12 protein-coding genes are annotated in these 13,896 nt (G+C 32.5%); 6 read left to right on the top strand and 6 right to left on the bottom strand.

Translation table 11 applies throughout. The features are described from left to right. Nucleotides 1-21: 21 nt before the first annotated feature. Genes FQB35_RS13055 through ftcD form a run of 5 tightly spaced genes read right to left on the bottom strand, consistent with a single transcriptional unit; the run spans nt 22 to nt 4,940 of the window. Entirely contained in the window at nt 22-1,377 is a 1,356-nt protein-coding gene (locus FQB35_RS13055) for a UbiD family decarboxylase (RefSeq protein WP_148810342.1), read from the bottom strand. Between the two features lie 23 nt (nt 1,378-1,400). Next, nucleotides 1,401-1,955 (bottom strand): UbiX family flavin prenyltransferase, encoded by a 555-nt coding sequence (locus tag FQB35_RS13060; RefSeq protein ID WP_148810343.1) that lies wholly within the window; start codon nt 1,953-1,955, stop codon nt 1,401-1,403. Nucleotides 1,956-1,973: 18 nt separating this feature from the next. Continuing rightward, nucleotides 1,974-2,576: a cysteine hydrolase family protein gene (locus tag FQB35_RS13065; RefSeq protein ID WP_148810344.1), complete on the bottom strand. Its 603-nt coding sequence runs from the start codon at nt 2,574-2,576 to the stop codon at nt 1,974-1,976. A 14-nt stretch (nt 2,577-2,590) separates the two neighbouring features. Continuing rightward, entirely contained in the window at nt 2,591-4,009 is a 1,419-nt protein-coding gene (locus tag FQB35_RS13070) for a dihydroorotase (RefSeq protein ID WP_148810345.1), read from the bottom strand. 25 nt (nt 4,010-4,034) lie between these two features. Next, the gene (ftcD, locus tag FQB35_RS13075) at nt 4,035-4,940 is read right to left on the bottom strand and encodes a glutamate formimidoyltransferase (protein ID WP_148810346.1); all 906 of its coding nucleotides are present in this window, start codon (nt 4,938-4,940) and stop codon (nt 4,035-4,037) included. A gap of 255 nt (nt 4,941-5,195) precedes the next feature. Between ftcD and FQB35_RS13080 the strand changes: the two genes are divergently transcribed. Continuing rightward, nucleotides 5,196-5,888 (top strand): cyclase family protein, encoded by a 693-nt coding sequence (locus tag FQB35_RS13080; protein WP_148810347.1) that lies wholly within the window; start codon nt 5,196-5,198, stop codon nt 5,886-5,888. A 20-nt stretch (nt 5,889-5,908) separates the two neighbouring features. Here FQB35_RS13080 and FQB35_RS13085 read toward each other — a convergent pair whose 3' ends face one another. Continuing rightward, complete coding sequence (locus tag FQB35_RS13085; protein ID WP_168198356.1) at nt 5,909-7,552, bottom strand: PucR family transcriptional regulator; 1,644 nt, start codon at nt 7,550-7,552, stop codon at nt 5,909-5,911. A 248-nt stretch (nt 7,553-7,800) separates the two neighbouring features. Between FQB35_RS13085 and FQB35_RS13090 the strand changes: the two genes are divergently transcribed. The 5 genes from FQB35_RS13090 (at nt 7,801) to FQB35_RS13110 (ending at nt 13,891) form a co-directional block, all read left to right on the top strand. After that, entirely contained in the window at nt 7,801-9,141 is a 1,341-nt protein-coding gene (locus FQB35_RS13090; protein ID WP_148810349.1) for a uracil-xanthine permease family protein, read from the top strand. A gap of 406 nt (nt 9,142-9,547) precedes the next feature. Beyond that, nucleotides 9,548-10,765 carry a 2,3-bisphosphoglycerate-independent phosphoglycerate mutase gene (locus tag FQB35_RS13095; RefSeq protein ID WP_148810350.1) on the top strand — a complete coding sequence of 406 codons (1,218 nt, stop codon included), beginning with the start codon at nt 9,548-9,550 and terminating at the stop codon, nt 10,763-10,765. Between the two features lie 63 nt (nt 10,766-10,828). Further along, complete coding sequence (locus FQB35_RS13100) at nt 10,829-11,881, top strand: M42 family metallopeptidase (protein WP_148810351.1); 1,053 nt, start codon at nt 10,829-10,831, stop codon at nt 11,879-11,881. Continuing rightward, entirely contained in the window at nt 11,872-12,900 is a 1,029-nt protein-coding gene (locus FQB35_RS13105; protein ID WP_148810352.1) for a M42 family metallopeptidase, read from the top strand. The genes FQB35_RS13100 and FQB35_RS13105 overlap by 10 nt, the downstream gene beginning before the upstream one ends. Then, nucleotides 12,893-13,891, top strand: coding sequence for a M42 family metallopeptidase (locus FQB35_RS13110; protein ID WP_148810353.1), 999 nt, complete (start codon nt 12,893-12,895; stop codon nt 13,889-13,891). The genes FQB35_RS13105 and FQB35_RS13110 overlap by 8 nt, the downstream gene beginning before the upstream one ends. Nucleotides 13,892-13,896 lie beyond the last annotated feature (5 nt).

Below are 13,896 nucleotides of genomic sequence, written 5' to 3' on the forward strand. Positions count from 1 at the left end.
CCTAATCAACCACCTTTATTTCTACAATTTCCTACGTGGAAAATATTTACATATGTCTATATTTTCAAATCCAGGAATACTACCTTTGTCAAACCTTTTTCCTTTTTCTCCCAAAGGTTTTGTTGCATCTATCCCTAACTTATCTGTAAGCCCATCTATACGATGAGAAGGATCTAAACCTGATCCTAATGCACCTTTAATCCTAACTAAATCCTTTGAAGCCTGAAACCTTGTAGCAATAGCTAATTCTACATCATCCATATCAAAAATATCTATATCATCATCTGTAACAACCACATGCTTTAAATCGTTGCTACTGCTTAAAGCACCGATTATTGCACTTTTCCCATCTCCTTCAGCCCTTTTATTAATAGCAATAACTGCATGGAATCTGCATCCTCCTCCAACAGTTATATTCACATCTTTTACATCCACTAGTTTTTTTAAATTACTATAAGTTTCTACTTCTCTTATTAGCCCATTAGATAAATGTTCTTCTCTACATGGAAAAGCTGTTTGAAAAACGGGATTATTTCTATGCATAATTGCTTTTATTTCTATGATCGGATGCATTCCTTTTTCTCCATAATATCCCATAAGTTCTCCAAAAGGCCCCTCCTCTTCCCTTTTATGAGGAGGTATAACTCCTTCAAATACAATCTCAGCATATGCAGGCACTTCCAAATCACATGTATGGCATTTCACTAATTCTATAGGTTCTCCCCTTAGTGCACTATCTATTTCATATTTGTCTATACCATATGTCTCACTGCTTATCTGAGATGCTAACAATAATGAATAATCATATCCTAATACAACAGCTACCTCTAAAGGTTGATTTTTAGCTTCTAATCTTTCTAATTGTCCTTTTAGCAAAGGAGAAGCAATCAAAATACTCATTTTATTACTGCCATTTATCTGAAATCTTCTAATAGAAATATATCTTTTTCCTGTTTCAGGATCCTTTATTACTAACATTCCTGCTGTAATAAAGCTTGATGAATCCTTTTCATGAAAAGTAGGTACAGGAAACATTTTAGTAATATCAATATTCCTTTTAATAATATTTTCCATCACCGGCCCATAATTTAATAATCTTACAGGTTTTGGATTTGAAATGGCATCTGCAATCTTAAAAATCCGTTCTTCATGACTAATTCCAAGCATTTCATAATAGATATCTCTATTGCCAAAAATCGCTCCTACTACTGGGATATTGTAACCTTTTACTTTGTGAAACAATATCGGCTTTTCATTTTTGTAATATTTAAGAACAGCACCTAACTCAAACTTAGGATCAACAGGCACATGACACTCAATCAATTTCCCATTTCTTTTTAGTTTTTCTATGCAAGCTCTAAGCATTTGCTTCTCCATTTTCTACCTCCTCTCTATACAGTTTATTCTCCCCACCTTCTAGCCAAATTGTGTTTTATTCCTATCTGATCTAATATTTTTCCTACCATGATATTTACTAAATCACCTATTGTTTGAGGTTGATGGTAAAACCCTGGAGCAGCTGGTATAATTTTTACACCCATTTTAGCAAGCTTTAGCATATTTTCTAAATGTATGACACTCAAAGGAGTCTCCCTTGGTAGGATAATCAGTTTCCTTCCCTCTTTTATAGTTACATCTGCTGCCCTTGCAATAAGATTTGTTGATATGCCATTGGCAATAGCTGCTAAAGTATTCATAGAGCATGGAGCAATAATCATTCCATCTGATTCAAATGTGCCACTGGCAATAGGCGCAGCCAGATTATCATTCTCATGATAAGCAGTAGCAAATGTTTTTAATGTTTCAATTTCCATATCACACTCATGCTTTACTACATATTCACCCATTCTTGATACAACTAGGTGTGTTTCCACACCTAGCTGCTCTAGAGCCTTAAGCAAAGCAATTCCATAAATTGCACAGCTACCACCTGTTATTGCCACAGTTAATCTCATTTTGTATACCTCTTTCTTTTATTTAACTTTGTTCTCTTTGTCTCCTCCACCAATCCATGGGTCTTCTCCCATCTCCCATGCCTTTATGTATTCATCAATGCTCATAACCTTTGTAAATAAACTCAAATCTTTTAATCCATACTCATGCATTTCTTCTGTTTTAGAAGCACATCCATCACTTAAAGTTATTACTTTATATGCGTGATACAAAGCATCTGAAGCAGTACTTCTTACACAAACATTTGTCCAAACACCAGTTACAACAACTGTATCTATATTTTCTTCTCTCAAATACAAATCTAAATCAGTATAAGCAAACCCACTATGTCTTCTTTTTGGTACAATATACTCTCCTTCTTTCGGATAAAGCTCTTTAATAAAATCTGATCCCCAGGTTCCCTTTACTGCATGAACTGGTCTTACTCTAAAATCTGCATCATTTTTTCTATGAGCTTCTTGAATATGTATCAAATGAATATTGTCATCTTCTCTTTTTCTAACCCAATCAAATAATTTTTTAAGATTAGGAACAATCTCATCTCCTCCTGGACATCTTAGTGGTGCTTTCTCTCCTATAAAATCATTCAACATATCTATTACCAAAATAGCATGTCTTGGCATACAAAAAACCCCCTCTATAAATATTTAATAACCTTATCTAGCTTTTGAATACTTTGACGCTTAACGAATTTTCCATAACCTTCTTTTCCAATAACCCCTACTTTTTCATCATATACAAGCTTACCACGAACAACTGTTTTTACTGGTTTTCCTTTTAATTTCAAGCCATGCAAAGGATTATATTTTGCCATTGAATAAGTTTTCTTCTGATCAATTGTCCACTCTTTATCAAGATCAATAATTGTAAAATCTGCATCAGAACCTATTTGCATTGCTCCTTTTTTAGGATATAATCCATAATGTTTTGCTGCATTTGTACTAAGTACTTCTACTAACCTACTAAGAGAAAGTCTTCCTTTGTTATACCCTTCACTCACCAAAATAGGTACCATTGTCTCAACTCCAGGTATACCAGGAAATGCTGTCCAAATATTTAACCCTTCTCCTTCTTTTTCTGTTGCTATTTCATAAGGAGCATGGTCTGTAGCAACAAAATCTACACTTCCATTTTGAAGTCCTTCCCAAAGCTCTTCATTATCTTTCTTTGTTCGAAGAGGAGGTGCTATTTTTGCAAACTGCTTATGTTCTGTCATCGCTTCTTGATAATTTAGTGTCAGATAATGAGGGGTTACCTCTGCTGTTACATCCAAACCTCTTTTTTTAGCCTCTCTAACTAATTTTGCTCCAATGCCTGTACTCATATGAACAATATGTAATCTTGCACCAGTTGATTCTGCAAAACTAATGCCTAATTCTATAGCAACCTTCTCAGCTAACGCTAATCTAGCTTCAGCCCAAGCAGGTCCATCCATTCTTCCTTTTCTTTGAAAATCCTTTACATAATAGTCGCACATTGCATAATTTTCAGCATGAATTCCAACAGGCAATCCTGTTTTTGCTATTACCTTAAACGCCTCTAGCATTTCTGGATCTGTAACCCTTTCATAAGTTGGTACAGAAGGTGTCATATATACTTTAAAACCACATACCCCATATTCTGCTTGCTCTAATACATGATGTGTTTGTCCTTCTCTTATATCTTCTCCAGTAACCCCTCCCCAAAGAGCAAAGTCAACAATAGCTTTATCTTTTATTGCATCTAATTTTTGTTCTAACTCAACAACACTTCTAACAGAAGGTTTTGAACAACAAGGCATATCCATTATTGTAGTAATACCGCCAGCAGCCGCTGAAGATGTTCCTGTAAGAAAGTTTTCTCTATGGGTAAATCCTGGATCCATAAAATGCGTATGAGAATCAAAACATCCCGGAATTGTCAAATGTCCTTCTGCATCAATTACCTCATCTGCTTCAATTCCTTTAATATCATTTACAAATCCAACTATTTTTTCATCTGAAACCAAAATATTTGTTTGTACAGTATCATCTCCTTGAGGTATTTTCGCATTTTTAATAATCACATCTATTTTCATTTTAAGTCCCCCTTTAATTTATTTATTATTTCATTAAATGCGTTTCTAGTATTTGTTCTTTCTTAAGGTTTTCAAGCCCTAAGAAGTATTCTAATGAATTAAGTAAATAATCTAATTTAACAGGTCCTACAATTTCTGATCCTGTAACAGCAACACCATATCGAGCTGCTTCCTGCTTTACAAAATTAAATGCTCTGTAAAGTGGTGTTTTTTGACAATCAAACATATTCATAGATACTACTACCCCTTCCCTTTCAGGGAATTTGATTCCCACAGCTCGAATTGTAGAAAAACCTCCACTTGGTCCTCTAACCCCTTTTGCAATTTTTTTTGCAATCTCTATATCTTCTGTATTTAAAAATACATTATATGCAGTAAGTCCTTCTGTATCTGCACTAACAATTGTTGCTCCAGCTGTTGGATGTAATGCGTTTGGACCTATATCTGGCTTTCTTTCATCTGTATGAGCTACAAGTTTCAATCCTTCATACTGTCCTTTTCTAATAAATGATAGAGCTTTTCTTTTTTCATTTCTTGCATTAACTCCTGAAAAGTAAATAGGAACTTCATATTTTTCAAAAATTTCACTACCTATTTCTTCTGCTAATTCTCTACATTCATCCAATGTAATATTTTTAAATGGAAATAGTGGAATCGTATCCTGTGCACCAATTCGTGGATGAGTTCCCTTTTGTTCTTCCATGTTAATTAATTCATAGCTTTTTCCTGCCATATTAATTAATGCTCTTTTTAGAGGTTCAGGCTCTCCTATAAGAGTCACAACAGTTCTATTAAAATCATATTCTGGTTCATAACTAACCAAAGTAACATTTTCTACATTTCTAACCTCATCAACAATTTCTTCAATAACTTCTTTTCTTCTTCCATCACTAAAATTAGGAACAGCTAATACATACTTTTTATCCTTCATAAAAAAACCTCCTTTTTCACATTGTTTACTATCTTTTATATTCTTTGAATCCTTAAATTATACGTAAATATTTTTGTAATTAATTTACAAAAGACAAGTATACTTTTATATAAATTTCAGATTTTATTTGTATTATTTCTATAAGCTTGGCTTGTTTTCAATATATATAAGCTTATATATAATTTCATAAAAAAATAAAATGGCATTTATTTAGTTTTTTTTCATAATTATAAAAAATAGAAAGGAGAGATTTTTATGGGATTAAAATTAATTGATCTTTCACAAGAAATTTTTCAAGGAATGTCTGTATTTCCAATGCATCAAAATACATTTATAATGACAAATATGACACATGAAGAAAATATGAGAAAAACAGGTAGTAAAACTCTTGGTTTCTCTGCAAGAAATCTTCTGATTAGTGAACATGGTGGGACCCATTGTGATGCCGTTTGGGAATACAAGCCTACTGGAAAAACAATCGATAAAATGCCCCTTGAATATTTCTGGGGAAGTGCTATTTGTATTGATTTATCTCATGTTCCTCATACAAGATATATAGAACCTGAGGATTTGGAAAAAGCTTTAGAAAAATCTGGACAGACCATTCATAAGGGAGATATTGTTTTATTGTATACAGGGCATTTTGATAGGCATTTTAATACAGATAAATGGCAAACAACCTATTCTGGTCTTAGCTATTCAGCTGCTAGATGGCTTGCAGAAAAAGGAGTTGTAAATATAGGCGTAGATGCCCCAGCAATAGACCATCCAGATGACTTGAATTTTTCTGGACATTTAGTTTGTGGCGAATTTGATATAACAAATACAGAAAACCTATGTAATCTAGATAAAGTACTCAATAAAAGATTCCTATTTTTAGGGCTTCCCTTAAAAATTAGAGATGGTTCAGGTTCTCCTATTCGTGCAGTAGCCCTTATAGAAGAATAGAACCCTCTTTAGTGAGGGTTCTATAAATATCTTAGAATCTTCATAATTTTCAACGCCGTTTCTAAATTGTATCTGTCTTCAGGATCTTCTATATCTCTTCCAGTAATTTCTTTTATCCTTTGCATTCTATATAATACTGTATTGTAATGTGTAAATAACAATTCTGAAGTCTTCTTTATATTTCCATTTGTTTCAAAATATCCTTGAAGAGTTTTTACAAACTCTGTATTTTTATTTTTATCATATTCTACAAGGGGGAGGAGGGTTTCTTGATAAAATTTATCTAGTTCTTCATTCAAACGTTCTTGGCAAAATATCTTATATATTCCTAAATCTTCAAAATTCACAACCTTCTCCTTACTGAATATATTGCCTATTTCAATTGCTTTTTCTGCATCTTTTATACTTCTATGAATCTGCCCTAATCCTTTATATATTCTACCTATACCAATTTTATATTTCTCATCTTTAACGTTTATTTTCATAAATTCATCTATTTTAGAACCAAAAATATTTAGTTTGTTTTTTATATTCTTTTCAGAACGCCACATTGTAATAATGTAGATTTTTTTTTCTTTTCCAATAATTAATGTGTTCATTTTCTGATCCACACATAATTTTTCTAAATTCAATACTAGCTTATTTTTAAATTCCATATCCTTTTCAGCATCTTCTATAAAAATATTAAATACAGCATAATATGCATTGCAATCTAATTTATAAATATTTGCTCTACTCATAGCACGTTCTTTTCTTTTCTCATCATTTGAAATAAGATCTTCAAAAAATTCCGCTTTGTATCTATGTTCAACAGCATAAACAGAGCTTTTCTTTAAAAATTCCAAGGCCATAATAGTAGAAGCAGATTCTAATGCGACTTGGTCATAATTAGATATTTCTTTTGACATTTCCCAAACAAAAATATGTCCATAAACATTTCCCTTTACAATAATCGGAATCATAATTCTTTTTACCTCTTTATCTTTAAGCACTTCTATCCTTTCTGTTTTAATATTCATCCATTTATAATCATTATTTCTATCAAAAAATTTATTACTTTTCTCTATAAGCGTATCATAATCATATGTTTCATTTTCCTCCATATGATAAATATAAGTATCAAAATAATGGTCCCTTACTACTATAGGATTTTGAATAATTTTTTTTAAAGTTTTAATAATTTCTTTAATGCCACCTTCTCTTAGCATAACATCCATTAAATGATTATGTACCCGCTCTACCTTTTGTAATAAAGCCGCTTGTTTATTGAAAATTTCTTTAAAAATAGGGGTCATAATATCTGTAAATGGTGTAGCATAATCAATATCTATAATAGGCAATCCTAAATAATCTGCAATATCTATTACCTCTTTTGCTAAACCATCCATATATGGATATATTTTAATCCCAATGCCTGCAAGCTTTTTTTTACTCGCTTCTATAATAAATTTTTTTTGCATAGCGATATCATCTTTTTTAAAAGAATAAGCTGTCGTAAGTAATAATTCTCCTTCGCTTACCCAATCAAAAATATCTGGATCTGCCATAATATTTACCTTGCTAATAATGTTATGAATTCCTCTATGTCCTGCCACAATCTTGCTTTTCTTCAGACAATCCATTTCAATAGCTTGCTTAACGGTAATGCCACTCTCTTTTAGCATATGAATCACCACCATTTATTCTTTAGATTATTTATCTATTTATATGATTTCTACAAACGATATATCCCTTTATTTATTAAGTTCTAATAAATTATTCTGAATATTTTTCATCTGAAGCTTCATACCTTGTACAAAATATTGTTACTTTTTTACAAAGTTTTTTTAAGAAGTTTCAGAATAGTATTATAATAGCTATCAATTTTAAAGATAAACAAATTGTTTATCTAGAAATATAAGGAGGTGTACATATGGAAAACAATCAAAAAATTAAGAATCGTTCAGAAATCATCTATAAAATAGATGATAAGCCGCCTCTTGGTATAAGTATTCTTCTTGCTTTTCAACATATTTTAGCTGCTTTTGGCGGAATTGTTGCTGTTCCTTTAGTAGTAGGTGGCATTTTAGGTTTGCCTATTAATGATTTAGCTTTCTTAGTTAGTGCAGCTTTATTTATGGCTGGCGTTGCTACGTTCATTCAAGCAAAGGGTATAGGAAAAGTTGGCGCTAGAGTTCCTTGTGTTATGGGTACAGATTTTACTTTCGTAGGCCCTTCTATTGCTGTAGGTAGCACCATGGGACTTCCTGGAATTTTTGGTGCAACAATTCTAGGATCATTCATTGAAATGATTTTAAGCCGATTCATAAAACCCTTAAGAAAATTCTTTCCTCCTATAGTTACAGGAACAGTCGTTATGCTCATAGGTCTTACATTGCTTCCTGTATCAATAGACTGGGCTGCTGGAGGCTATGGCGCTGCTGATTATGGAAGTATAAAAAATGTATCTGTAGCCATATCCGTAATGATCGTAACAATACTTCTAAATAGATATGGTAAAGGAATGATTAGCTCAGCATCTGTTATTATAGGGCTTATCTTCGGTTATGTAATAAGCTATCCTTTAGGCTTATTAAATTTTGAACCAATCAAAGAAGCAAGTTGGTTTTCACTCCCAACAATTTTTAAATATGGTGTAACATTTAGTTTCAGCGCAGTAATTCCTTTCATTACAGCCTACTTAGTCACCACCATAGAAACAGTCGGAGTTTTAATGGCTATTGGAGAAGCCTCAAATAAAGAACTTAGCAGTGAAGAAATTTCCTCTGGTATATTAGCTGACGGGGTAGGAAGCTTTATCGCTGGCTTCTTTGGAGCAGGCCCTAATACTTCCTTTAGCCAAAATGTAGGCTTAATTCCATTGACAAAAGTTGCTAGCAGCTTTGTTGTAGTCATTGCAGGAATCATACTCATGTTATTAGGAATATTTCCTAAATTCGGTGCCTTAATTGCAATCATGCCAAATCCTGTTTTAGGCGGAGCTGGGATTATTATGTTTGGAGTAGTAGCTGCAGCAGGTATTAAAACAGTCAAAAATGTTCCTTTTAACAACAGAAATATGCTAATCCTTGCAGTATCACTAGGAATAGGTTTAGGTGTTACAGTACGCCCTGATTTTCTAAAAAACTTTCCTTCTATATTAAAAGGTCTTTTCTCATCAGGTATTAGTGCTGGAACTATCACTGCATTAGTTTTAAATATTGTACTCAAAGAAGAATATGAAGAAACTTCAAATAAAAAGCTAGAGTGTTAAATCTCTAGCTTTTATATTATTTTTTCATAACTAATTGAACATACTAATCTTAGTTTTATTTATCTGGAATGAACGTTCTTTTTGTATTTCTTTTTAAACATAAAAAATATAAAAAGATAAGTGAATGACTTTGATAACTTTTCTAAAAATTCGCATGTTGCTTTTGCAACTGCTCATATCTATAAGGAAATCTCTTTATTTCATTCGAGATTTCCGTTGCTAAAAAAAACTTACTGAAATTACATGAAAAAATACGTTAAAAACCTTCAATGTTTGAACGAATGTGAGTTTTGAAGGTTTAGGATTTTTTCATGGAATGAAGTCTAGTTTTTTCAAAAGTTATCTGGAATGAACGTTCTTTTTATATTTCTTTTTAAAATATTAAATAAAAACAAGAGGTGATCTTATGAATTATGAACAAATTATTAAAAGTACTATTAAATCAAACAATTCAAAAATAATTCTACTTGTACTAGATGGAGTAGGCGATATCAGAAGTCCAAAATTCAAAGACAAAACACCATTAGAATATGCCCATACACCAAATTTAGATAAATTAGCAAAAGAATCTGTTGTTGGACGTCTCCATCCAGTTCTTCCTGGTATTACCCCAGGCAGTGGTCCTGGACATGTTGGTTTGTTTGGATATGACCCTATGAATCTAACTATTGGAAGAGGGGTTTTAGAAGCAGTAGGTATTGGATTTCAATTAAAATCTTATGATGTAGCTGCTAGATGTAATTTTGCCACAATGAATGAAAATGGTATTATTACAGATCGTAGAGCAGGAAGAATTCCTACTGAACTGACTATAGAATTGTGTAATACATTAAAATCAATAAAAGAAATTGATGGTGTTGAAATTATTATAAAACCTGGTAAAGGTCATAGATTTGTAACTGTATTTAGAAGTAAAGATAAAGAAATCGGTTCATATATAAATGATACAGATCCTTTAACAGAAGGAAAAGCTCCACTTCCTGCTCACGGAAAAAATCCACCATCTCAATTTCTTGCAAATGTTATAAATAAGTTTATAAAAGAAGGTTATGCTTTAATCAAAGACAAGCATCCCGCAAATGCTTTTCTGATGCGCGGTATTGCTTCAAAACCAAAACTTCCTACTATGCGAGAAAAATATCTACTAGAATCTGCAGCCATTGCAACATATCCTATGTATAGAGGCATAGCATCTTTACTTGGCATGACACTACTGCCTGCACCTGATTCTATAGAAGGTTTATTTGAAACCTATGTAAGCAATAAACAAAAGTACGATTTTTTCTTTATTCATGTAAAAGGAACAGATCAAGCTGGTGAAGATGGTGATTTTGAATCTAAGGTAAGCTGTATTGAAAAAGTTGACAAAGCACTACCAATCATTCTAGAAAATAAGCCTGATGTCTTAGCTATAACAGGAGATCATTCTTCTCCATGTGCAATGCGTTCTCATAGCTGGCATCCAATTCCATTATTAATTCACGGTCAATTTTCTGGAAGAGATGATGTAAAGTTCTTTAATGAAAATGCCTGCAACAATGGAGGTCTAGGCTTCTTTGAAAGCAAATATTTAATGGGTTTACTACTAGCAAATGCCAAAAGATTGGATAAATTTGGTGCTTAATTAAAAATTATCTTTTTATATATGCTATAATAATGTACGTAGGTTAAAGGAAGGAGGAAAAATATGGAGATAAAAAATGCATTAAAAATGATGATAGAAAAACCAAGTGTCTCAGGCTTCGAAGCATCTATGTCTAATATAATTGCATCTTTCTTTAAAGATAACTGCAATGATATAAAACGAGATAAACTAGGAAACCTTATCGTTTATAAAAAAGGTACTTCAAAAACCCCTATCAAGATAATGTTGGCTGCTCACATGGATGAGATCGGACTTATGGTAAAAGATATTGATAAAAATGGTTTTGTAAAATTTACCAATATAGGCGGTGTTGATCAAAGGACCCTTCTTGCACAAGAAGTCATAATCCATGGAAAAAAAGATGTATTTGGTGTTATTGCTACAAAAGCACCCCATCTACAAACTCCTGAAGAAAGAAAAAATGCTATAAAAATAGAAGATATGCTTATAGATATAGGTCTTTCAAAGGGAGAAGCTGAAAAAATAATAACAATTGGTGACCCTATCACAATAAATAGAAAAATGATCCCTTTGCAGAATAATGTAATTGCTGGTAAATCACTAGATGACAAAGCTGGTATTGCTGCAATGATCGAATGCTTTAAAGAACTAAAAAAAATTCAGCATCAATGTGACGTTTACGGTGTAGCAACAGTTCAAGAAGAAGTCGGAACAAGAGGAGCCATGGTAAGTACCTTCCAAATCTCTCCTGATATAGGAATCGCTATCGATGTAGGGTTTGGTAAAACTCCTGAATTATCAAAGGATGATACACTAGAGCTCGGAAAGGGACCGGGTCTTGGATTTGGTGCAAATATTCATCCAAAAATCCATGAGAGATTGAAAGAAATAGCCAAAGAATATAATATCCCTTATCAAATAGAATTAAGTCCTGGAAACTCTGGAACAGATGCACAATCCATACAAATTACCCAATCTGGTGTAGCAACAGGTGTTATTTCCATCCCTTTACGCTATATGCACACATCTGTTGAGACAATAGATATTACTGATATAAAAAATACAGGAAAACTGCTAGCCTATTTTATATCTAGTTTAGATGATGAAGATTTGGAGGGATTTTTATGCTTTTAAAAAAGCTTACTGAACTTCCAGGTGTTTCAGGTAATGAAAAAGAAGTAAGAGATTTTATATTAAGCGAAATAAAGCCCTATGTAGATGAAATAAAAATCGATCGATTAGGAAATCTTATTGCTGTCAAAAAAGGAAAGGAAGGATTCCCACGCATCATGCTATCTGCCCATATGGATGAAGTAGGAATGATGGTAAAATCCATCGATGATAATGGATTTATTAAATTCTTACCTGTAGGTGGTATGGATGATCGCATTTTCGTTTCTAAAGTTGTCGAAATTGGTAAAAATAGAGTAAAAGGTGTCATTGGAGCAAAAGCTATACATCTTCAAGAGCCAGATGAAAGAAATAAAGCTCTAAAACATAAACAACTATACATAGATATTGGCGCAAGCTCAAAGGCTGAAGCAGAAAAATTAGTCTCAAAAGGAGATTATATTACTTTTGCAAGCAAATACGTAGAATTTGGAAATAATCTTGTAAAAGCAAAGGCCTTAGATGATAGAGCAGGCTGTGCAATTATTATGGAAACATTAAAAAAAGAATACAATAGTACAATTTATGCCGTATTTTCTGTACAAGAAGAAGTAGGCCTTCGTGGTGCAGGAGTAGCAGCCTATGCTCTTAATCCAGACATAGCTATCGTATTAGAAGGAACAACTTGTTATGACATAACAGATATAAAAGAGCCAGACTATGCAACACGTTTAGGAAACGGACCTGCTTTATCTATTGTAGATATGGTTTCCTACTTTGATAAAAACCTTGTAAAAAAATTCGTTGAAATTGCAAAACAGCATAATATAAAAATACAGTTCAAACAAACAATAAAAGGCGGAAATGATGCAGGAAAAATTCATTTAACAAGAGATGGTATTCCAACTGCCGCTATATCCATCCCCTGTCGATATATTCACGCTCCTAACTCTGTTATGCACAAGGATGATTTTGAAAATGCTATAAAACTCATAACTCTTTTCCTTGAAAATGTAAAAAAGGAGGAATATATTAATGAATAATCAATACTCTCTATTAAAAAAACTTACAGAAGCTTTTGGTCCCTCAGGAAATGAGGAAACAATAACAGCTATAATTCAAGATGAAATAAAAAATTATGTGGATGAAATAAAAGTAGATAAAATGGGAAATCTTATCGCTATAAAAAAAGGAACTGGTGCTAAAGTCATGATTGCCAGTCATATGGACGAAATAGGAATCATTGTTACAGGGATAGATGATAATGGATTTTTAAGATTTGCAAATATTGGAGGTGTTTCTCCTTATATCTCTCTTGGCCAACGCGTTCAATTTGCTAATGGTACTATTGGTATAGTAGGTATGCAACATTTAGATGATATTAAAAAACTAAAGCTTGAAAAAATGTACATAGACATCGGTGCAAAAGATAAGCAAGAAGCTATGAATAAAGTTTCAATTGGAGATGTAGCCTGTTTTTATCGTTCATTTACATCACTTGATAACTACATTACAGCAAAAGCTTTGGATGACCGAATCGGTTGTTATGTTGCAATAGAAACAATCAAAAATATTAAAAATTCTCCTAACGAACTATATTTTGTTTTCACAGTTCAAGAGGAATTAGGTGCAAGAGGTGCAAAAACTGCGTCTTTTGGAATAAATCCTGATTTAGGGATTGCTGTAGATGTTACTGCTACTGGCGATACTCCAAAATCAAAACATATGGCAGTAAAACTTGATGAAGGTCCTGCTATAAAGATTAAAGACCATTCTTTACTTGCACATCCTACTGTAAAAAATCTTATGATCGATGCAGCAAAAAATAACCAAATTCCTTATCAATTAGAAATATTAGAATTTGGTGGTACTGACTCTGGTACTATTCATACAACTAGAGCTGGCGTTCCTTCAGGAGTTCTTTCAATTCCTTGTAGGTATATTCATAGCCCATCAGAAATGGTTTCTAAAAAAGATGTAGAAAATGCAATTCTTCTTCTAACAAAAATATTAGAAAAAGATATTATCTTATAAAACCT

This window comes from Crassaminicella thermophila, assembly GCF_008152325.1.
In the GTDB taxonomy this organism is placed as follows: Bacteria; Bacillota; Clostridia; order Peptostreptococcales; family Thermotaleaceae; genus Crassaminicella_A; species Crassaminicella_A thermophila.